The organism is Fictibacillus norfolkensis (assembly GCF_014836645.1).
In the GTDB taxonomy this organism is placed as follows: Bacteria; Bacillota; Bacilli; order Bacillales; family Fictibacillaceae; genus Fictibacillus; species Fictibacillus norfolkensis.
Map to the genome: position 1 here is coordinate 167,255 of NZ_JACSQM010000005.1, position 21,007 is coordinate 188,261.

Genomic DNA, 21,007 nt, shown 5'->3' on the forward strand with positions numbered 1-21,007 from the left:
ATTGGCTATTATGGGTAAAAAAGGAATTTTTTCGCCCACAGTTTTCTACTATACCCTAATTTTAGAATTATATCCATCAAATCACATAGTAAGAAAGTTTGATTTTATTGGGTATTTAAAACTGTACGAAGCTTTTTTATAGCTGCTTTTCTCCATGACTTCACCGCATAAAGCGTGACCCCAAACGTTTTTGCAATCTCTGCTTCCGTGTTCATTTGAAAGACGCGATGCACGACCCACCGCTGCTGATTTTCTGTGAGATGCATCAGATAGAGGTTCAATGTTTCGTCTTCCAAAAAAGGAATATGGTCTTGATGGGATAGCAGTTGAAAACTTAACGAATTATGCGGATCGTGAGTAACTTCTGTCTCCTGCCTCTTCATCTCGTTTCGCAACTCTTGTAAAATACGGCCGCGAACATGGGTGAAGGCGAACGAGGAGAACTGCCCTTTTTCCGGGTTGTACGTTTCATAAGCTTTCCAGAGTCCGAGTAAACCAGCTTGATAGTATTGATCGAAATGGTTTGTGAGATGGTAGCGTTTAATCTGGGATTTGATGAGTGGTTCGAACATTGCAGCAACTTCTTCAAACGGTGTGTTTTTCATGGAAATCGTTCCTTTTGGAATGTGCGCACATTCGAGGAATTCCGCGGTATCTTCACTATAATTTGGAGGAGTTTTGTAAAACAAAGTGCAACTGTTGGAAAGTTGTATGGTAAACGATGCAAAACGGCAAAAGTTGCCTGTTAACTTTTGAATAGTTATCCACAATGTGTGTGCAGAATCACGGAAATTGATAGATTTTTTGTGTGAAATGCTGGATTTCGAGAAATTTTAGTGTCGGTTTTGAGGAAAATTTTAAAAATTGTGGATAAGTGTTGTGGGTAGAACAATTGTGTTTGGCTTTGTCGGTTTGAGGGTTGTTGATTTCCGTTCCAGGTTGCTCGCTTTCCGCGGGGCAGGCGGTGAGCCACTTGCCGCTTTGCGCCCTTAAGTGTCTCACCTGACCGCTTGTCCCGCAGGAGTCTCGCACCTTCCACTTCAATCAACTTCAATGTTGTTAAAACACTTGAGAGCAACATCTTTAGTTAGAAAGTACCCAACTTTCCTCAATGATTTTCCATCCGCACAATGTAGGTTCTGAACAACTCTCTAGCCATTTCTAAAAAATTTTTAGCACCATGCCTCCTTTTCACTTCTTTCTGGAACTTATGATGTGAAAGGAGGTGAGGCACATGGCGACAGCAGCTTTGATTGATTCAGCAATGCGTTTGGAGCTTGATGGTGGTTTGGATGCAGACAACAAGCCGGTGGTGAAGTATAAGAACTTCGCTCATGTTAAAACGACTTCGACACCTGACCAGCTTTATGCGGTAGCAAACGCATTATCAGGACTTCAAGTGTATCCGCTTGTGATGATTAAGCGAAACGATTCCTTCGCGATTCACTCTTAAGAGTAGAGGCGAGGAAAATATAGAAGAAAGGAGGGATTTCAATGGCCAAAGTGCTTGAATTGCAGTTTCTTAACCAAGAGAACAAAACGGTAACCATCCGTCTGGATGCTCCGATCGAACCGGTTGATCCTGCAGCTGTAAATGCAGCGATGGACACGGTAATCGCACAAAACATCTTCACTTCTTCTGGCGGAAACTATACGAGCAAAAAAGGTGCGCGTATTGTTGATCGTGAAGTGAGCGGTATCGAATTATAAGAACCAACTTCTTAGAAAAGACTCTACAAAAAGCGACCGCAAAAATTCGTCTTCTGATGCAGTAGTTCAGAGGACGGATTTTTCTTTCTGTGGACAATGTGGATAATGTGGATAAATCAGTGGATAGCTTCACTTTACTGAGAGCTTAATTTTCTATTGTTGTGGATAACTGTTGGATAACCTTCATTTTCTTAAAAAATTTGGTGATAGTTAGTGAAATTTGGAAGCGTTACATAAAAGCGCTTTTATGGAAATGCTCTTATGCTTTCGCTATAATACTTAACAAATAGAAGTTTTTAAAAATAAAAGGAAAATTAGTCACAATTATGGTAAAATAGTACAAACATTAATTACGTTGGAGGAAAAGGCATGGAATTTAAAATCGGTGATATTATTGAAACATTCGACGGCTTAAAAGGAGAAATTACTTCATTGTTGACCAACACCGCTGTTGTGGACTTTTCCGTAACAGAAAACTATTCAGAGCACTTTGAAGATGCGAAGCAAGTTGTACGTTTGAACGATATTAGACAAATCATAAATAGCTAGAACTTATTATATAGAAACTAAAATTTAAACTGACAAACAAAAACCGCTCTCTGTATCGACACAGAGAGCGGTTTTTTTCGTTTACTTTATAAGTTTTTTCGATTGTTTTGTGAAGTTACTCCGACTGAAACGACGTTTGAATCATTTTCCCTTGTGTATGTCGTTTCTTGTGCCGATCCAGTAGAATAGTCGTTCAGCTTATCGTTTCCAATCGGATTTTCTGCAATTTCAGATCCTGCTTCTTTTAATTTTGAACCGATATTGCCCAGCTCGCCTTTTGTATCTTTTGCTGTCGACAGCACATCATTTGAGATTTCTTTTATTGTGTTAATGTTGCCGAATACGTCTTTATTGAGACGCTCGTAAAGTGTTTGCGCGTCATTGATCGCATCTTTTAAGGTGGTGCTGGCCGTTTTGAACTGGCTGATCATCTGATCCTTCACTTCACCCGGATTTTGCTTGACCTCTGTAATCATTTTGCTTGAACTATCCTTGAACCCTACCGCTGTGTTCTTCACTTTTGAACGCGTATTATAATCAATCAAGGCAAGTGCCCCACCAACGATACCGCCAATTACGATTCCTGTTAGTAGCTTGCTTTTTTGCGGATCTGCCACTCTCTCTCGTTGCGCTGTACCGTAAGCATCTTCAGGATACATGCCGTTTTCATATCCGTTTGTAGTGTTTACACTTTGTACCATTTTAAGTCCTCCTCGATTAATTTTTTTCGTAGTAAGGGGATTCCCTTTTCTCTAAAAGCTAAACGTTCGGGTAGGCTTTTTAGGGATATTTTCAGGTTTTACATAAAAGTTTCTGTTAGTTCTCATACTAATGAAAATCTGATGTGATTGGAGGGTTTTCACTATGGGAAAAGACAGACAGGAAAAGAAGTTGCGTGAGTCTGGCCGCGTTGAATCTGACCGTGACCAAGACTTAAAATATTCTGGCGCAACTAAGATGGAAGGTCCTGATGAAGCGCGTGCACACAACCATCAAGATCAGTAAACAAAAATGCGAGCAGCTCATCAAAGCTATGAGCTGCTCTATTTTTGATTTCTGTTGTCGGTATGAGTCGAAAATTCGATAAAAATTTTTATCCGTGAAAATAAAATGATTTACCGTGAAATTATGGTGCCTATCCGTGAAATTAATTCACATTACCGAATTATGATTTATAAATATCCTTCCCAGGCACACAAACGGTGATTATGTCCTCTAGGAAAAGATATTCTGTAGCAAAAAAGAGGACGCTACTTCTCTAAATGAAGTTCGTCCTCTTCTTTACTTCCATTTAATTGATCTGACGATGAAAAATGCGATCGAGCCGGTGATTCCTATCACAAAAATGGGAAGTACCCACACACTCAAACCCTCGCTATCTCCTTTTGCAACTTTCGAGCATGCCCACGTCATATAGACGAAGAAGATCAAGATTTCATTTTTCATTACATTGATCATGATGCGCGCGTTATTGTATTGTCTCTCGACGTTTTCTTCTGTTAAGTTAAAATAATTGTAGATGTGCGGGTATTTTTCTAGGACGGTAAGCAGTAACCATGTCACCGCTCCCATCACGATTAAAATCCAAAGATTGCTCTTATTTCCCCATCCATCTGGTTCTCCAGCTGCGTTAAAGTGAGTAGGTACGGTGTCTGGTATAGCGGCCCACTCTGAGATCAAGCTCACGGTTCCCAAGACAAGTAAGGCGATTGACGTAATATCTAAAAAGTTTTCTAACCATGTTCTTGGTATCTTAAGTTTTGGTCGACCTTCATACATATTCATCTTCAACCCCCTCTTCTACCTTTTCTATACGTTTTTTTCCATTAAAAAGTTTCGTCAAAATATGTCTCTAGATTTCGTCAATACATAAAACAACGTCCAGATCGCATGTGTGATCTGGACGTTTTATTTTTTACTCGTTTAGTATTCCCATCGCGATAATGAACCAGTTGGCTCCGTTTTTGCTTCCGATCTGGAAGAATAGCGCAATGATCTCTTCTTTTGAAAAATGTTGCTTCAGTTGATTGTATAGTTCATCTGGCAGTTGTCCGTGATACGCCATGATGTAATCAGCGAGTTCGAGAGCTAGCTTTTCACGTGCTGATAACTCTGCGCTGTTTGCTTTTTTCATAGCCGCTTGTCTAGAGGACTCATCCAGAGTCCCGTAATCCATGCTTTGTCAGTACTCACACCCGTTGTTTGAGGCCGCTCGTAAGCGGAGCAATTCCATGAGTTCAGCCTCTAGTATGTCGTTCAGCGCTTTATCCATCTGCTGAAAAGCATCTAGAATGCCTGGTGCGTTCGCAAGGGTTTTCTTAAAGGGTGTTCCTTCAACATCTACTTCTGGTAAACGTGCCACCTTTATTCCTCCTCCTCAAATAAAAAATTTTCTTTTTTTTCTTTCCCTTTTACCTTACACCATTCTTAAAAGTTGTCCTATGTTTCTGATTATAGAGATAAAACGGAATGCGCTTTTTGTCGAATTTGAGTCTTATCACCTACCCACTTTATATTTTAAGATAATGAATAGGTCATGTGAACCTAGTGGCACTTCTAGTAATATCTTCTCTGTAATTGTAGTCTTTTGGTAAATAATCATTATTTTCGAATAGCATTAAAGGGTTTTGTTGAAAATTGTTGAATTCCTTACCATCGGAACCAAGCTTGCTTGGTAATTACAACAGAGGAGTGATTTTTATGTTAAAGCGTTTCGTGGCAACTGTCGCAACATTACCACTACTGGTGTCATTAGCATTGCCAGCATCTGCTGCAAATTCTGAGGTGTCTAAAGCTTCTTTTGCACCTGCTGCAACGAAGGCAGCTTCACAAGAAATTATTGTTCATTTTAAAGATTCTGTTTCAGCAGCAGCTAATACCAAAAACAAAGTTTCACAACTTGGCGGTAAAGTAGTTGAAGTTACGAAAGATTTTACAGTCGTGAAAGTAGATGGCAGTGTGGCAGATGCGATCAAGAACTATGAAAATCTTGACTCTGTTGAGTATGTGGAACCTAATTTAACGTTCCATGCAAGCTATGTACCTAACGATCCTGCTTATCAAAGTCAGCAATACGCGCCACAAAAAGTAGGAGCTGAGCAAGCTTGGGATACAACGCAGAGCTCTTCCTCTGTAAAAATTGCTGTAATTGACACAGGCGTTGACTATAACCACCCAGATCTTGCTGGAAAAGTCATTAAAGGTGCCGACTATGTAGATGACGATAACGATCCATTGGACGAGAACGAGCATGGTACACACGTTGCTGGTATCGCGGCTGCGAACACAAATAACGGTGTGGGAATCGCAGGTCTCGCTCCGAAAGCTTCTATTCTAGCGGTTCGTGTTCTTGATGCGAACGGAAGCGGATCTTTAGATGACGTAGCTCAAGGCATTCGTTACGCAGCTGATCAAGGCGCACAAGTTATCAATCTAAGTCTTGGTGGAGCGGGCGGCACACAAACGCTTCAATCTGCCGTTGATTATGCGTGGGGCAAAGGATCTGTAGTGATTGCTGCTGCAGGAAATGAGGGTGTATCTTCTCCTAGCTACCCTGCTTATTATCCGAACGCGATCGCGGTTGCAGCTACTGATCAAAACGACCGTAAAGCTTCATTCTCTAACTTCGGTACGTGGGTGGATATCGCAGCGCCAGGTGTTAACATCTATTCCACAACACCAAATAACCAGTATGCGAGCTTCTCAGGAACGTCTATGGCGTCACCAGTTGTTGCAGGGGTAGCAGGACTTCTTGCGGCTCAAGGGAAGAGTGCTTCTCAAATCCGTGCAGCGCTTGAAAACACAGCTGATCCTGTAGCTGGAACAGGCAGCCAGTTCCAAAACGGACGTGTAAATGCAGCTGCGGCTGTTCAGCAATAATTTTAAAAACCCATTTAGTGAATTTGTTTGTTCTTGAAAGTGTTTGATTTCCGCTCCAATCAAACAGTCTAGGATGAAAAGCAAAAGCGACAATCTTTTAGAACAAGCTCATAAAAAAATGCTCCATAGCCTCTGGAAGTTAGTGTTTATGACTTCTGGAGGCTTTTTATTTTCGCTTTCTCATAGGTGCTATTCACGACTGCCTTCCACACATACAACTATATTGCATTTGTTAATATTTCCTCCTGCATGAACGGTATTTTCTGTGAAATTAATGCATTTTAACAATCTTTTTGTTCATTCGCTTCTTTGAGAAGTTGATTAGAGTGTAAGGTGAGAGACTCCTGCGGGACAGGCTGGCAGGTGAGACACTTAAGAGTGAAACGAACAAATGTGGCTCACCGCCTGCCCCGCGGAAAGCGAGCAACCTGAAGCGGAGATCAACTACTATCTAAAACAACTATGAATACGAAAACAGCTTTCATGAAAAACTGTTAACAGAAACATTTGTAAGAAGCGGAGGGGTCAGCTATGTTTGGGTTTGGGAAGAGTAAGCAAAAGAAAAAAACGTCTCAAGGCTCTGGTAAGAGTGAGTCGACCGAATCAGAAAAAAGGCAGAGTGAAAAAGAAGCGGAAGAAAAAATCGTATACTTTTTCTTGATCAGCACGGCGCTTTTTGGAGTGGTCGTTCTGTATCTTGGCATTTCTCGTGAGATGTCTTTTGTAGCTGATCTCCTTTTGAGTTGATTTTTCATGTCCTGACTGTATAATAGTTCTAACTTACATATCGTTTTTAAGCCGATTATTCGGTCTCTTATTTCGAGCAGGCGGAGGGATTTAGCCCTATGAAGCCCGGCAACCACCTTTTTTGTTAGGCACGGTGCTACATCTAACAGTTTTACAGACTGAAAGATAAGAGGATGTGAACACAACCACTCGTCCTCTTTTTTATTAAAAGAGGGCGTTTTTTGTTCGGGTGCTGCTCTATCAATAACTTCATAGATAGTTGATTGGAGCGCAAGGTGTGAGACTCCTGCGGGATCAGTGGGACAGTCCCAAAAGTGAAAGTGGCTCGTCCAGCCCCGACAAGCAAAAGACGAACGGGCTAAGAAGGCGTTTGTTTGCCTTCATGACCGTTTGACTTTTGACCTCGAGGGGTTAGCCACTGTAGCTAGACAGGTGAGACTCTTAACAGCGCATAGCGCTAAGAGGCTCACCGCACACCCCGCGGAAAGCGAGCAACCTAGAGCGGAAATCAACCGCATCCAAAAGCATCTAGAAAAGCAGTATTAACTTTTTTACCAGCAAAGAAAGGATGTTCAAGTATGGACCTTAACAAAGCGGACCGCATTAAAAAGATGCGCGTCCCCAAAGTGGATGAAAAGCTAGAGAATCGCTTGCCTCCTGGGCAGGTTGAAACAAAAAAGTTTCCCATCCTTCATGAAGGAGAAGTTCCCCTTTACGATATGAAAAAATGGTCGTTATCTGTAGAAGGACTCGTAGGAAAACGTGTCGAATTTAGTTTTGAAGACATCATGAAGATGCCTCAAACGACAGTAGTCCGTGATATTCATTGTGTGACGAGATGGTCACGGTTCGACAATGCGTTTGAAGGTGTTAAATTCACGGACTTTTTAAAGCATTTTAATGTGGATCCTAAAGCAAAATATGTGATGGTCCACGCCGATTATGATTATACGACGAATGTTCCGCTGCAAGATCTGTTGCGAGACGATGTTATTCTCGCACACTCGTTTGATGGCAAGCCATTAACAGAAAAGCACGGATTTCCGCTGCGTCTCATTGTCCCCCACCTTTATTTTTGGAAAAGTGCAAAATGGATTCGCAAGTTCGAGTTCTTAGAAGAGGATCAGCCAGGCTTTTGGGAGCAGAACGGCTTTCATATGTATGGAGATCCGTTTAAAGAAGAACGATTTTCGAGCGATGAGTTCGAGATGCCTGAAGATGAGTGGAAAAAGAAAGAGTATGATTGATTTCTTAAGTAATAGCGAAGGGGAAGACTGTTTACTTTCTTCCCCTCAGCATTTTAATCTCATTTTTTAGCGCAGTGATCTGATCTTGAATGTCTTTCATCTGAGCTTCTTGTTCTTGCTGGTCTTTTAGATCGTTTGCTTGATCGATGTACACTTGTCTAAGAGCAATCGCTGCACTGAACGTTGCTAAAAAATCCCCCGCTGTCACAAGCGTTGAGGCGAGTAAGGCGAGTTCTGCAGCAAACGTGGTACCATCTTTATTATTTGCTAAATATTCTTCTTCTGCTTCTGCTAAAATGACGTCTACTACACGTTGATTCACATCATTCACTCCTAACACCTGAATTACTCATACTATATGCGTTTGCCCTGTATGCGGTGCCCGATGTATTCCTTCATATCCTGGTTTCCGAACACATAAAAAATTCGGCTTTTTCATGAATTGTTCTTAATGTATAGGTATTTTGACCGATATTAACCTTACTAGGGAGGTTTGGCGATGGAACAATGGCTGTCTTTTCGTATTCCGTTCGATATTATTTCCATTTACATCTTACTTGCCGCGATCGTTGTGGTCGGCATATTTTCAAGCCTGCTTCGGACGACTTTACCTGAATGGTCTGTTAGGATCTTTAGCTACACAGGGTTTGTTGGAGTAATCTTTGCTTGGCTGAAGCTATTGGAGTATTGATACATACATAAAAAACGCCTCGGGGTGAGCTGCCCCAGGCGTTTTGGCGTTTTATAGCGATTTAAAAAGAAGCTTACGAAGTACCGGCATTAAGTAGTCCACAAGCTCGGAAGCACTTGGCACGACTACATTTTGCGGTCCGTAGATGTTTTGCATCAACTTCTCTTCTTCCTCTGTGATCTCTCCGTTTGCGATAAACATGCCGATCGTCTCGATCCCAAGCTTTCTTGTTCGGGTGACCGCTTCGTGTGTATCGAGTACGCCATGCGATTCATAATCAAAAGCCGCTGGTTCACCGTCAGAGAAAACAAGCAGAATCTTTTGCTGCTCTGGTCGCTTTGCCAGCTCTTCTCCCATACGTTGGATCGCATACCCGTCACGGTTATCTTCTTGCGGTTCGAGCTGTATGATCGGTGCTCCTGATTGATGCAGAGAGTTGCGGTAGGAGATCACTTCATGAAAATAGTTCGGCTGATCGTTACTTGAAGCGTCTGCTGCATCTTCCCAAAAACCAACTACAGAATGCGGGATCCTAAGTGCTTTTAACGTTTCATGAAAAAGTACGATTCCTTTTTGCGTCTCTTCCATCTTGTTGAACATGGACGCCGAACAGTCAACGAGGAGCGTGAACGTCGTGTCGAGTTCTTGTTGAGATTCTTGTTTTTTCCGGAAAAGCCTTGGGTTCTTATCGGTTACGAGTCTCGTAAGCTTCTTTCCAAGTCTTCCAAAGTGCAGATCTTCTCTTGGTGCTGTTCGTTTGTGCTCCATCGTTTTTAAAAAGTTTTGTTTCAGTTGCGAAACGAATGGTGCGATCTCTTGGTTGTATTCGTCATACTGAGCGATTTCGTCGAGTGTTGCAGGCTTCGCTGGCAAGAAATGCTCGGTTACGTTTTTGTTCACTTCTCCGTACGGGAAGTGGTTTGCAGAGTCAGAACCATTTTGGTTGTTGTCGGTTTCGGCTTCATGCTCGTTTTGGGTGTTAAAATCGTTGTTTTCTGTACTTTTAGCGCTCGTTTGAACCGAGCCGAACACCGCGTCACCACTATCCGCTTCCCTCGCACCTTCTCCTAACAGATCCGTGTTTGTCCCTTGATCAAGATCCATCTGTAAAAACGAATCCTGCGGGTCAGATGTTTCATCATGCCAAGAGGAATGAGACTCTTTTTCTTTATCGTCTTTTTCCTTGTCTGAATCTTCATCTTTCGTGATCGTTTTCTTCGTTTTCGTTTCGTTGTTGCGTGTGAGGTCGTCAAAGTTTTGATCGGTCTCACCGTTTTTATCCGCTTGCTGCGATTGATCGCTGAAACTGCGGTATGCGGTTTTCATATCGTTTACGTTTGTATGTTTTTGCGTGATAGCAGCCATTTCGTTGATGATAGACGCTATATCTTCAGTCGATATTGCCGTTGTAAGTTTTGTTAAAAGTGATCGCAGTTCTTGATAGACTTCTTGCGTTTCTGGTGGCACGGCTACAAACCGTTTGTTCGCTAGTAGAATGATATGGCAAAAAAGCGCATCAAGGGTACGCTTTTGCTGAATATGTTTTCGGTACTCACGGTTGTAGTGAACCTGAAACGTTTCTTTTCGGAGCTTAAAAGCATGCGTCATCCCCGGACGGTCGTTTACACAGATCTGTTCTAATCGATAGTCTTCTGCAAAAAGAAGGACTTGTTTAAGAAATTCCCGGTGAGGATGGGATTTCAGCTTGTGCAAAGTATCCCAGATCACGTGGTCGTCCGTGTGAAACTGAGTTCCATAGCTGCGTAAATACACATCCGATTTCCAGCCTTCTAGCTGAATATCGCGCGGGTACGGGTTCCAGAACTGGCTGACGTGTGTGATGCCGCTGTTTCGTTCGAGGTACGAGTGGTACGAGAACGAAACGTACATTTTATCCATTTTTGAGAGTGAGCGGGAAAGATCGATCAGTTGCATGTGAACAAAAGAATCGATCTTCGTATCCGCAAATACTAGGAATTTCATCTAGGGAAAACCTCCAAAATCGTCGTGGGAAATAAATTGTATGGGGTCTGACCCCATTTCCCAGCTTACGCGAACAGAGTTGCGGCTACGTTGGCAACGAGGGCGCGTTCGCGCGCATCTTCAAGCTTGTCTGCGATAGCGCGCTGAATAGCACGCTTCGCCGGTAGATAAACAGAGAGATCGGCCGCATCTAGCAACGCACGAATGGATGCTGCATCTTCAGACAGATGACCCGCTTTCGCTTGACCGATCAAGTCAGACGACAACTGAACAAACTTGGATAGTACCTCTTCGTCTTTTTGCTGAGATTGGTTTTTTAGCATTTCTTTTAACGTATCACCTTGAATGTAAGGCACTTCAATCACGACAAAACGATTTTTCAACGCTTCGTTTAAAGGTACCGTTCCGATGTACCCTTCGTTGATCGCTGCGATGACATTGAAACCTGGCTCTGCTTTTACCACTTCACCTGTGAACGGGTTGGCAATCGTACGGCGGTAATCGAGCATTCCGTTTAGAATCGGTAGCGTTTCAGGTTTTGCGATATTGATCTCATCTATATAAAGAAAATGGCCGTTTGCTGCAGCTCTTGTAACTGGCCCAGGAATAAACTCGATCTCCTGTTTACCCTCGCTATAGCTTAACGTCTTATGACCTAGAAGCGCTTCTGCATCAAGATCGACCGAGGCGTTGACTTGGTGCAGAGGTTGTCCGAACACGTTTGAAAGAAGCTCTGCAAGCTTTGTTTTCCCTGAACCCGTCGGTCCTTTTAAAAGTACATTTTTTCCGAGAGCAAGTGCGATTACCGCATCCTCAATCAATGCTGCGTCAGGCGCTGTATATCCCTGCTCCCCAATTAATTCTTTATATTCATTCGGTAGATTTTCTAATCGTTTCGCTGCATCTTGCTGCAGCTTTTCTTTTATTTCAATCGGAAGTTGGAGATTCATATCAAATTTCCTTTCTCTATCAGTGATCTCACTTTTGTTCAAAATCACTTCATCTATCAACAGTATTTCCACTTATTTGCTGTGTAAAGCCTTACACAATGTAACATTGTAAGCTTTTTCAGTGCAAGTACGTTGTTTGGTTCTTTATTGCTAGCAGAACACCTTAAACCAATCAAAAAAAGAGCTGATCTTTCAAACTCAGCTCTCATTTTTTGCTTTTTTAATTGTAAATGCGTAATAGACAGCAAACGTTACAAATAAAACACTTAACGTCATAATCGCTTTTGTTTCTTTATCAAGTGATGTCAGACTAATTAAAAATTCAGGCAGAAACAGCAAGATAGGAATAACAATCGTGAACCACGTTTTACTCCATAAGGATATCCCTATAAATATGGCGACGGCAACGAGTGCTGCAATGAGGTTTCCTGTTGCACCAAGTTTTATAACAACCTGAGTTTTATACGCATCGTTTGCAAACAGAAGACCTAAAAAGGACAGAATCGGCAAACTCCCCAAAATAAAATAGGTAATGATCGTCTTTGTTTTAGATAGCTTTGTGCTCGCTAAAAATTTAAAAACCTGTGAATAGAAAAGAACCAGCAATAAACAAACAGCAGGATAACCGATCCCTTGAAGCAGCGTGTACTGCACACCCCCTCTGATCGTATCTCCCAGTAAAATATAAGCGAAGACACCGAGAACAATGATCGGCAGGTAAGAGAGCCATTTAAAATCAAATGACATTTCGTTTGAAAGCTGCTGCATATAAGCTTTTGGCGAATGGCCAATGATGTGAGAGACTGATTTTCCGCGCTTTTCCGCTTCAATCAGGTGATCTTCCAACTCTTCTACGATCTCTTTCACCTCTTCATCTTTTTTTCCACTCGAAAACAAGTAAAGGCTTAGGTTATCTAAAAAATCCTGACTTTCAGCTGTTAACGTATGTTTGGGCGCATTCATTCTCCGCTTCCTCTCTTTTGTAAAATGTGATCGACCGAAGTGCTTAATTGATTCCATCTCTCAATAAATGATTGGAGCTCTGCCGCTCCTTTTGGGGTAAGTGAGTAATACTTCCGTCTTGGCCCCGCCGTTGATTTTTTTAACGTGGTGGTTACAAGTTCTTCTTTTTGCATGCGTATGAGCAATGGATAGATCGTTCCTTCACTCGTCTGTTGAAAACCGAATGATTCCAGCTTTTCAGCTAACTCATAGCCATACACTTCTCCTTCGTTAATGATGGCTAAAAGGCAGCCGTCGAGTATTCCTTTTAACATTTGAGTGTTCGACATGTGCTACACCTCATTTCACTATCTTGTATTACAAGGTTTATAGGTAAAAAAAGAATCCCTTGCATAACAAGATATACCATTAGTATATGCGGCACTAACTTGTAATGCAAGGTATTTGTGTAAATTTATTCCAAAATTTTTTTTCCTTATTCATGAGCTCAACCACATGTGGTTTCGGCTCCCAACAATTGAACTGATAGTCTGGTTTCGTTTCAAATCCGAGACGCACACAGTGATAGCGCATCCCTTGATTCGTTTTTTCAGGCTTGAAATTGACACACGTCGCACAGCAATGATACTTATTTTTGTTCATAGAAGCCGCCCCCCTCTATCTGTCAGTAAAGTAACTTTTTATGATGGCCATGTACTCTCTAACGTGCGCTTGTGGAACAGAAGAAATTCTTAACGGCGAACCAAGCCCCTCCGCCTCAATGCCAACACGCTTTGCGATCATCTTTGTTCGAAAAAGATGGAAGTCACTCGTTACAATGAGCAGCTGATCGTCTGGTTCAATCATCTCTTTTGTATATAAAAGATTTTCGTATGTACTCGTTGCTTTTTCCTCAATCTGAATCCGGCTTGGTTCAATTCCATTTTCAACGAGATAGTTTTTCATGATAGATCCTTCACTCGTCGTTTTACCGAAGCCAAGACCACCGCTTACGATGAACGTAACGTTTGGATGTTCCTTAGCGTACGCAAGCGCTTGATCTAGCCGGCCTTTTAGTACAGCACCTGGTCGATTATTCTTCGTTCCTCCACCAAGTACGAGAATTGAATCTATCTTGGAAGAAACCTTCTCTGGGTCAGTGTTGGCAGATGTGAGAATAAGAGTTTCTAGCGTTGCCGCAAAAAGAATGGTTGTGATTAAGACAGTAAGAGTCGTTTTTTTGTACGTTTGAAATAGTTTCATAGCTGAGTTGTAACGGAGAAAAAGAACGAGAAAAAGAGTACCTAACAAGAAAAAAACCGCAAGTCCCATATCCAAGTTGGTCGTTTGAATGAGCATGGCCGTTGCGTATACAGCAAAGAGTATACCGAGCGCTAGAAAGAGTTTTTTCATAGTGTTGTCTCCGTTCATAGATTTTCTATATTCTAGGATATCAGAAAAAGGAAAAGAGCGGAGATGAAGATTCCGCTCTTTGAAATAATTTCTATTTTTTATTTATGTCAGTCTCTTGTATCTCTTTTTGAATGGTTGAAGAGATGTCTGCTTTCTTTTGCTCGGAAGAACGTGTCGCATCAGTGCTCATGTTCTCGGTTTTTTTATTTACTGCTTCGTTCTTTCTTTTCGTAATTTCTGCTAGTTCTTGTTTATAGTGCGTTTCAAGCTCTTTTTTCTTGTCTTGGATGATCTTTTCTTTGTTAGAATCTAGATCCTTTTTGGCATCAGAAACAATTCCTTTTACTGCTAGATTTACATTTTTAAGCAAGTCATTCTTCTCTTTGTTCAACTCAGTCTCGATCTCAGATTGGTACGTATATTCCATGATCTTATTGTATAAGTCATTTGCAAGATTTGGGTTTGCCGCATACGCAGATGTAGTACCTACACCAAGTGCAAATGTAGTCGCTAAAACAATCTTCGGCCATTTCTTAGCTGCCTTTTTCTTCGTGCTAAATTTCTCTTTACGTGATATTTCCATAATAAATACCCCTTCCTTTATTTAGAGAACAATAAAGAAAGCGGTCGGTTGCGCTACTAGCTTCAGTTAATCCAAGCGCCCACATACAGAATAACCTTCACAGCTCCACACTTATCTAATTATATTCTGATATAAAATTACCACCCGCTCCATTCACTGTAAATGGGTATTTAGTAAGATATTACTATAAATTGTTTTTTTAGTATTTTATTGCGGTAAAGTAGTTGGTGTGTAAAGAGAGAATAAAATGAAAGAAGCCAATGTCCACCAGGTGTGGACATTGGCTTCTAGAATGTATTTGTATGGGGTCTGACCCCCTTTGTGAAACTCCCCACAATGTAGGCAATCAAGGATAGGATGATCGGCAGCACTACCGTGTGCATGCCCCATAGATTCGGATAGTAAAGGTGAAGGAACATATAGGATCCTACCCCAACAATTAAAGAGGCGATCGCTCCATTTGCGTTTCCTCTTTTCCAATATAACCCCAATACGATCGGCCATATAAAAGCGGCTTCTAGTCCTCCGAACGCAAACAGATTCAGCCAGATCAACAAGTCAGGCGGGTTGATCGCCATGGCGAATACGCTTAGTCCAACAACTGCCGTTATTCCAAAGCTCAATTTTTTTACAAATTTCTCTTCGGCATCTGGCTTGATGTAATTGATGTACACATCTTTAATAATTGCAGAACTAACGAGTAAGAGCACGGAGTCAACCGTTGACATCACGGCAGCTAAAGGCGCTGCCAATACGATACCTGCTAACCACCCTGGCAATACTTCGAGTGCTAAAAGCGGCATAACTTTATCCGGCACTTCTATTCCTGGCAGCACTACTCTTCCGAACACACCAGCTAGATGCATACCTAGCATGATGAACCCCACAACGAACGTTCCGATAATCATCGCTCGATGCATCGCTTTTGCATTTCTATAGCTCATCGCTCTCACTGAAATTTGCGGTAAGCCTACGACTCCAACACCAACCAAGATCCAAAACGATGATACGTAATGAGGTGTCAGCGATTGATCAGACCCATAAGGTGTAATCAAGTTCGGGTTCTCCGCTCTTAACTCGCTCATGATGTTCTCGATGCCACCACCAGCGATAATCGTACCGGCCAATATGATGACGGTTCCGATTACCATGACGACTCCTTGTATCGCATCAGTAATCACAACGGCTCGGAAGCCGCCTGCAATTACATACACGAGAACAGAGCCAGAGAAGATGAATAGCGCTGTTGTATACGATACACCGGTAAACGATTCGATCAACCGTCCCCCGCCCACCCATTGAGCGGCCATTGCAGAAAATAGGAAAACAACAATGCTTAGTGCAGATAAAATAACGACCCACTTGCTCTCATAACGCGCTTTTAGAAAATCAATCAATGTTACGGCGTTGATCTTTCGTGCAACGATGGCAAACTTTTTACCAAGTACAGCAAGTGTGAAATACCCTGTCACAAGCTGCGCCATGGCGAGCAGCACCCAACCTAGACCTAATTGATAGGCTGCGCCAGGTCCACCAATAAAACTCGACGCACTTCCGTATGTTGCGACCATTGTCATCGCAAGCACAAAACCTCCCAGCTCTCTGCCTGCTAAAAAGTAATCTTGTAAAAATGACGGTCCGCTTTTAATGTGCCGAGATGTATAAATGCCTACAAAGAACACTGAGATCAAAAAGATTGCTAAAGGAAGAATCACATCCCAATTCATCGGACATCTCCCTCCTCATTCTCGCTCGTTTCATCAAGTTCAAACGGAACCTCTTTAAAGAAAAACTTCACCATAATCCAAACTAGAATAGTAAAAACAACAAATCCTACGATACAGCTATAAAAAAACCAAGCTGGAAAGCCAAGTATGTATGTGTATTCTTTAATAGGACGTCCGCCTAGGCCGTAAGCGAACGCATACCACCAGATAAAGTTCAAAATGGCGAGCACTGTACCCATTATGGCTTCTCTATTCGATACACGGTACCGCCAGTCTGTTCCCTTTTTCATTTCCTTAACCCCCCAGAGTTTCAGTACATCATATAAGTCCACTCATAACTATGGCAAATTCATTTCTTGTTGTCGAGTCCTTTCAACTTTATGAAATTTTCTATTTCTTCTCATGATATCCCTGTTTTAGTTTGTGTAAAAGTAAAAAACGAGCACCTTTTAGGTACTCGTTAAATCATCTTTATTGAATTGGCGGCTGTACTTGAGTGGATGGAGCGTATGCACCAAGCATGCTCGTCATATCTTGTTGGTTTAGTTGAGGAATTTGGTAATAATGATTCTTATTCTGCCAGATAGACAATTCGTAAGCCATCTCGATCCAGTTTGGAATCCCATCTGCTAATACTCGTCTTAGCACAGGGTTTGTAACTTCGAGTGTCGCCATTCCTCTTAGCGAAGCATTCGATTTTAATGTTCCTAGAATTAGAGTTGATACAGATTGATCGTTTAATTCTGTAACGCTTTGAATAGGTTTAACGGGTTGCGCAGGTTTCAAACCATATACAAAATCATTATCTTGAGCCATCTTGTAAGATTCTGTACGCATTGCTGGATCTTTTCCTGTCTGAAAAGCTTGTACACACGCGTTATATTCTTTTGTAATGTGCTGATAATGACGATTGAGCATCGTTTTGAGCTCAGGATTCTGAACATGTCCTTTACAAAGTGTATATAAGTTTAATGTTCCAACAATACCACTTAACATCTCATGAACATCAAACATCTCATGCCCGCCATGGTTCATCTGTGCCGGCACTTGTCCAGTCTGCATGTTTAGATGGTTAAATTCAGGATTGTTGTTCCCGGATTGAGGATTCGTGCTTTGTTGATTTGGATCTTGATTCATCATACATACCTCCGTTTTATAAAATACGGGGTTATTGTATGTAGAAAGGAATACTCTATTCTCTTTTTTAATAATTTCCGAGGAAATATGATAGAAAGTCTGTTAAAAAGACGAAGTTCGACATTTATTAAGAGGGGCTATTCGCTAAAAATAGATACCTTTCTAAAAAGATAACTTTCGAACCGTTTGCATTATAAAACCTGTATAGGAGTTTTGCCTGAAAACATCAGGGGAAATAAATATTTTGGGGTCAGTCCCCATTTCCCAGATTCACTTTCAACCCTTATAATTAAGATACGATTGAAAGGAGGTGAAAAACATTCCTAGATCCCCTCGCATTTGGTACCCGGATGCTGTTTATCACGTGACTACTCGCGGAAATCGCAGGGAACCTCTTTTTTATTCCCACTTGGATTTCCACCGCTATTTAAAGATCTTAAGTCACTGTGTTAAAAAGCATGATGTCGAGCTCTTCTCGTATTGCCTCATGACCAACCATACTCACTTACAAATTTTGTGCAGCAAGTCCCCACCTGGAGATTTCATGAAAGAATTAAATGAAACGTACGCAATGTATTTCAACAAAAAATATGAACTAACTGGACATGTGTTTCAAGGTCGATATGGAGCAGAATTGATCGAAGATCGATCACATTTGCTAGATACGAGCCGATACATTCATTTGAACCCTGTTTCTGCCGACTTGGTCATGTACCCTCTTGAATATCAATGGAGCAGTTACCGCTATTATGTAACCCCATCGGTGTGCCCTTTCGTACACACCTCAACCCTTCTTGAACAGTTTAACCATTCGAAATCTCAGTACAGAGATTATGTTGAGAGCAAGATCACCCCTGTTGTAGAGCTTTAAACCCTTTTATTCTAGATGTAAAGTTACACTCTTTCCTTTTTCAAAAGTCAGTACTAGCAAAGAAAAAGCCGTATTTGTCTTTTTGGAAAAGACAAATACGGCAGAAATGTAATTGTATGGGGTCAGACCCCTAGAAGGTGAAGCGCTGGACATGGTTGCGCATCTGTTCAGCGTACTGCTCGAGCTGATCGGCTAGATGGTTCAACTGCTCCATCGATGCTGATTGCTGTTCTGCTGATGCTGATACCTCTTCGGTTCCAGCCGCTGTTTCTTGCGTGATTGCCAAAATATGCGACGCATTCTCCAGGAGTACATCCTTTTGCATCGTCATTTCGTCAACAGACTGAATCACGTCTTTTAATGCTTCTGCATTCCCTTTAACTGCACTAGAGATCGCAGAAAAGCTTTGTTCTGTCTCTTCGACTGCTTCACTTTGTGAAAGTATAAGAGCTGCAGCTTCTTGAACTTGTCCGACGGTGTTTTTCGTTACTTGCTGCATATCCGTGATCAATGCGCTGATATCTTTTAAGGAAAGCTCAGTCTGCTCTGCAAGTTTTCTTACTTCATCCGCAACGACCGCAAAGCCTCTTCCAGACTCTCCAGCTCTAGCTGCCTCGATTGCTGCATTTAATGCTAGTAAATTTGTTTGATTAGCTATATCGCTGATCGTTAGAACGATCTGTTGAACGCTGCCAGATGTTTCATCAAGTTTTTTAATAGAAGAAATCATCTCTTTTGTCATTTCTGTTGTCATCAGAGACTTCTCTTTTAGCACGCTCACCTTTTTTACACCGTTCAACGATTCTTGATTCATTTGTATTGTTGCTTTTTCGATTTTTGCGCCATGTGCATGAACAGTACTGATACGCTCAGCCAGCACATTGGCCGCTTTTGCATTTTGATCCATCAGCTCTGCTTGATGAGAAGAACCTGCTGCGATCTGCTGCATCGTTGTTGAAACTTCTTGTGCGGATGCGGAATTTTCTTCTGCACTCGCAACGACCGTTTGAGACGCATCCGTCACATGATCGGTAATCTGAGCCATCTCTCTGATCAACGTTCGCATCTGGTTAGACATATCATCAAAGCTTGCAGCCAGTTCACCGATCTCGTCTTTTCTTTGTATAGAAACGCTCGCCTGTAGATTTCCATTCCTGATCTCATGCATCGCATTCTTTAGTTGGTTCACGGGTACTGTAATTCTTCTTGAAACGAAAACCGATATGATGGCAGCCACTAAAAGAGTGACGAGTAAAGCGATCCCGATCGGCAAAAGAATAACAGAAGCTTTTTCCTCAAACTCACTAAGCGCGACAGTTCCGGCTAGTTTCCAACCGGTTGTAACGTTTTTCGTATAGCTGACTACTCTTTCTTCACCACTGACCTTTGTAGTTAACGTTCCATTTTTTTTAGTAATAGCTTTATAAAAAGATTCTTTTGTAGCGCTTTTCCCCAGCTTTTTTGCATCTGGATGAACCATATAATTCCCCGAATTATCGATGAGAAGAGCATAACCGGTGTCCCCGATTTTCACGTCTTGCATCAGCGTTAAAATATCATTTACTGCGATATCAATCGCTGTTACACCCACGATTTTTCCGCTGTACTCAACGGCTTTTACAGCTTTTACAACCGGGCGGTCTGTCGATTCGTCAATAAATGGATCTGTCCAGAAGACTTCATTTGGGTTCTTCGTTGCCTGTTGATACCACGGCGTTAACGTCATGTCCTCAACCGGTGATGCTGGAATCGGATACATGACTACTTCCTTATCATTTGAAATAAAATAGCTGTTCATGATCGCTTCATTTGCTAGATGATAGTCTTCAAACTTAGAGATGATATAGTCCGGGCTGTCTCCCTTTGCATGAAGCTTAATCGTAGCGGAATCTGCATATGCCGATACAAAATTTGCGTTATCTCTCAAAAATCCGTTGAGCGTCTCATCTAGATCATGCATCCGCTCAGATGTGTTCTCTGATGAATTTTCAACGGTAGTTTTCTTACTGAACATATAACTAACTCCGCTCACCACGACCCCTGTCATAATAATGAGCAATATAAAGGGCACAAGAATTTGCCTCTGTAGACTTTTATTAATCATATCTTCCTCCTGCAGTTACTTTTTACTAGGCAGCAAAAAGTATATCGACAGAAAGCTACAAAGTTTTACAGAAATAGAGCAAAACTTGTCTACCTGAGTAGTACAAAACGAGCAAAAATGTAATTGTAGGGGGTCTGTCCCCCTATATGTGTAAAAAATTAATAGACTTGACACAAAATATGGTATATAATATTTACAAGATTTACCGATATTAATGGTGCAGAAGTGGTTATTATATTAGAGGGGGAATGGACCATGAGCCGAAGCAATGCTCTTGTCTTAACTACAGAGATAGACGCCATTCGCACGACCATGTATGAGGTAAGTAAAAAGGTTAATAGTCTTGCAGATCCGCTTCTTGTTCAACTGAGCCAGATTCTAGACGAAAAACTAAACAAACTAGATCAAATTAAAAATTGCGCTTAATCACATAAAACTATCTTTTAAAGTTCGACCGGGGTTCGTACGTTTCGT

At 41.7% G+C, this 21,007-nt stretch carries 26 protein-coding genes and 2 riboswitches; of the genes, 10 read left to right on the top strand and 16 right to left on the bottom strand.

The genetic code is table 11. The features are described from left to right. Positions 1-104: 104 nt before the first annotated feature. Positions 105-605, bottom strand: coding sequence for a sigma-70 family RNA polymerase sigma factor (locus tag H9648_RS12945; RefSeq protein ID WP_191754230.1), 501 nt, complete (start codon positions 603-605; stop codon positions 105-107). A gap of 629 nt (positions 606-1,234) precedes the next feature. On the opposite strand from H9648_RS12945, the gene H9648_RS12950 reads away from it, so the two are divergent. The 3 genes from H9648_RS12950 (at position 1,235) to H9648_RS12960 (ending at position 2,259) form a co-directional block, all read left to right on the top strand. Next, positions 1,235-1,453, top strand: a complete 219-nt coding sequence (locus H9648_RS12950; RefSeq protein WP_191754231.1) for a DUF1659 domain-containing protein — start codon at positions 1,235-1,237, stop codon at positions 1,451-1,453. Positions 1,454-1,494: 41 nt separating this feature from the next. After that, on the top strand, positions 1,495-1,710 hold the full coding sequence (locus H9648_RS12955; protein WP_191754232.1) for a DUF2922 domain-containing protein: 216 nt from the start codon (positions 1,495-1,497) through the stop codon (positions 1,708-1,710). Between the two features lie 369 nt (positions 1,711-2,079). Then, positions 2,080-2,259, top strand: coding sequence for a DUF2187 domain-containing protein (locus tag H9648_RS12960; protein WP_066398675.1), 180 nt, complete (start codon positions 2,080-2,082; stop codon positions 2,257-2,259). 86 nt (positions 2,260-2,345) lie between these two features. On the opposite strand, the gene H9648_RS12965 is transcribed toward H9648_RS12960, so the two are convergent. Beyond that, complete coding sequence (locus H9648_RS12965; RefSeq protein ID WP_191754233.1) at positions 2,346-2,960, bottom strand: hypothetical protein; 615 nt, start codon at positions 2,958-2,960, stop codon at positions 2,346-2,348. Positions 2,961-3,123: 163 nt separating this feature from the next. On the opposite strand from H9648_RS12965, the gene H9648_RS12970 reads away from it, so the two are divergent. Further along, positions 3,124-3,264, top strand: coding sequence for a YpzI family protein (locus tag H9648_RS12970; protein WP_191754234.1), 141 nt, complete (start codon positions 3,124-3,126; stop codon positions 3,262-3,264). Between the two features lie 276 nt (positions 3,265-3,540). Here the strand turns inward: H9648_RS12970 and H9648_RS12975 are convergent, their stop codons facing one another. The 3 genes from H9648_RS12975 to H9648_RS12985 form a co-directional block, all read right to left on the bottom strand. After that, the gene (locus H9648_RS12975; RefSeq protein ID WP_191754235.1) at positions 3,541-4,044 is read right to left on the bottom strand and encodes a DUF1648 domain-containing protein; all 504 of its coding nucleotides are present in this window, start codon (positions 4,042-4,044) and stop codon (positions 3,541-3,543) included. A gap of 130 nt (positions 4,045-4,174) precedes the next feature. After that, positions 4,175-4,435, bottom strand: coding sequence for a carboxymuconolactone decarboxylase family protein (locus tag H9648_RS12980; protein WP_191754236.1), 261 nt, complete (start codon positions 4,433-4,435; stop codon positions 4,175-4,177). A 6-nt stretch (positions 4,436-4,441) separates the two neighbouring features. Beyond that, on the bottom strand, positions 4,442-4,621 hold the full coding sequence (locus tag H9648_RS12985; protein WP_191754237.1) for a carboxymuconolactone decarboxylase family protein: 180 nt from the start codon (positions 4,619-4,621) through the stop codon (positions 4,442-4,444). Positions 4,622-4,959: 338 nt separating this feature from the next. Here H9648_RS12985 and H9648_RS12990 point away from each other — a divergent pair, with 338 nt between their 5' ends. From H9648_RS12990 to H9648_RS13000, 3 genes are all read left to right on the top strand, one after another. Next, positions 4,960-6,138 (top strand): S8 family peptidase, encoded by a 1,179-nt coding sequence (locus H9648_RS12990; protein ID WP_191754238.1) that lies wholly within the window; start codon positions 4,960-4,962, stop codon positions 6,136-6,138. A 531-nt stretch (positions 6,139-6,669) separates the two neighbouring features. Then, positions 6,670-6,885 carry a hypothetical protein gene (locus H9648_RS12995; protein WP_191754239.1) on the top strand — a complete coding sequence of 72 codons (216 nt, stop codon included), beginning with the start codon at positions 6,670-6,672 and terminating at the stop codon, positions 6,883-6,885. A 64-nt stretch (positions 6,886-6,949) separates the two neighbouring features. Beyond that, a riboswitch (SAM riboswitch) is annotated at positions 6,950-7,057 on the top strand. A gap of 406 nt (positions 7,058-7,463) precedes the next feature. Next, positions 7,464-8,132, top strand: a complete 669-nt coding sequence (locus H9648_RS13000; protein ID WP_191754240.1) for a sulfite oxidase-like oxidoreductase — start codon at positions 7,464-7,466, stop codon at positions 8,130-8,132. Between the two features lie 31 nt (positions 8,133-8,163). Here H9648_RS13000 and H9648_RS13005 read toward each other — a convergent pair whose 3' ends face one another. Beyond that, entirely contained in the window at positions 8,164-8,454 is a 291-nt protein-coding gene (locus H9648_RS13005) for a hypothetical protein (protein ID WP_137791031.1), read from the bottom strand. 177 nt (positions 8,455-8,631) lie between these two features. Here H9648_RS13005 and H9648_RS13010 point away from each other — a divergent pair, with 177 nt between their 5' ends. Then, positions 8,632-8,823, top strand: coding sequence for a hypothetical protein (locus tag H9648_RS13010; protein ID WP_137791032.1), 192 nt, complete (start codon positions 8,632-8,634; stop codon positions 8,821-8,823). Positions 8,824-8,874: 51 nt separating this feature from the next. On the opposite strand, the gene H9648_RS13015 is transcribed toward H9648_RS13010, so the two are convergent. The 9 genes from H9648_RS13015 to H9648_RS13055 all read right to left on the bottom strand — a co-directional run bounded on the left by H9648_RS13015 (position 8,875) and on the right by H9648_RS13055 (position 17,561). Then, the gene (locus H9648_RS13015; protein WP_191754241.1) at positions 8,875-10,806 is read right to left on the bottom strand and encodes a vWA domain-containing protein; all 1,932 of its coding nucleotides are present in this window, start codon (positions 10,804-10,806) and stop codon (positions 8,875-8,877) included. Between the two features lie 65 nt (positions 10,807-10,871). Then, positions 10,872-11,756, bottom strand: coding sequence for an ATP-binding protein (locus H9648_RS13020; protein ID WP_191754362.1), 885 nt, complete (start codon positions 11,754-11,756; stop codon positions 10,872-10,874). A gap of 198 nt (positions 11,757-11,954) precedes the next feature. Continuing rightward, positions 11,955-12,719 carry an HAAS domain-containing protein gene (locus H9648_RS13025; RefSeq protein WP_191754242.1) on the bottom strand — a complete coding sequence of 255 codons (765 nt, stop codon included), beginning with the start codon at positions 12,717-12,719 and terminating at the stop codon, positions 11,955-11,957. Beyond that, positions 12,716-13,048, bottom strand: a complete 333-nt coding sequence (locus tag H9648_RS13030; RefSeq protein ID WP_191754243.1) for a PadR family transcriptional regulator — start codon at positions 13,046-13,048, stop codon at positions 12,716-12,718. Before H9648_RS13030 ends, H9648_RS13025 begins: the two co-directional genes overlap by 4 nt. A gap of 328 nt (positions 13,049-13,376) precedes the next feature. Next, entirely contained in the window at positions 13,377-14,111 is a 735-nt protein-coding gene (locus tag H9648_RS13035) for a YdcF family protein (RefSeq protein WP_191754244.1), read from the bottom strand. A gap of 91 nt (positions 14,112-14,202) precedes the next feature. Beyond that, a complete protein-coding gene (locus H9648_RS13040) occupies positions 14,203-14,694 on the bottom strand; it encodes a hypothetical protein (protein WP_191754245.1) in 492 nt (163 codons plus the stop codon). 33 nt (positions 14,695-14,727) lie between these two features. Next, a riboswitch (cyclic di-GMP riboswitch) is annotated at positions 14,728-14,810 on the bottom strand. A 171-nt stretch (positions 14,811-14,981) separates the two neighbouring features. Next, complete coding sequence (panF, locus tag H9648_RS13045; protein WP_191754246.1) at positions 14,982-16,421, bottom strand: sodium/pantothenate symporter; 1,440 nt, start codon at positions 16,419-16,421, stop codon at positions 14,982-14,984. After that, positions 16,418-16,711, bottom strand: coding sequence for a YhdT family protein (locus H9648_RS13050; protein ID WP_191754247.1), 294 nt, complete (start codon positions 16,709-16,711; stop codon positions 16,418-16,420). The genes panF and H9648_RS13050 overlap by 4 nt, the downstream gene beginning before the upstream one ends. Before the next feature lie 181 nt (positions 16,712-16,892). Next, positions 16,893-17,561: a spore coat protein gene (locus H9648_RS13055; protein ID WP_404825717.1), complete on the bottom strand. Its 669-nt coding sequence runs from the start codon at positions 17,559-17,561 to the stop codon at positions 16,893-16,895. Positions 17,562-17,922: 361 nt separating this feature from the next. Between H9648_RS13055 and H9648_RS13060 the strand changes: the two genes are divergently transcribed. Then, positions 17,923-18,429 (top strand): transposase, encoded by a 507-nt coding sequence (locus tag H9648_RS13060; protein WP_191754248.1) that lies wholly within the window; start codon positions 17,923-17,925, stop codon positions 18,427-18,429. Positions 18,430-18,559: 130 nt separating this feature from the next. Here H9648_RS13060 and H9648_RS13065 read toward each other — a convergent pair whose 3' ends face one another. Then, positions 18,560-20,533, bottom strand: a complete 1,974-nt coding sequence (locus H9648_RS13065; protein WP_191754249.1) for a methyl-accepting chemotaxis protein — start codon at positions 20,531-20,533, stop codon at positions 18,560-18,562. A gap of 255 nt (positions 20,534-20,788) precedes the next feature. Here H9648_RS13065 and H9648_RS13070 point away from each other — a divergent pair, with 255 nt between their 5' ends. Continuing rightward, positions 20,789-20,959, top strand: a complete 171-nt coding sequence (locus H9648_RS13070; protein WP_082861519.1) for an aspartyl-phosphate phosphatase Spo0E family protein — start codon at positions 20,789-20,791, stop codon at positions 20,957-20,959. Positions 20,960-21,007 lie beyond the last annotated feature (48 nt).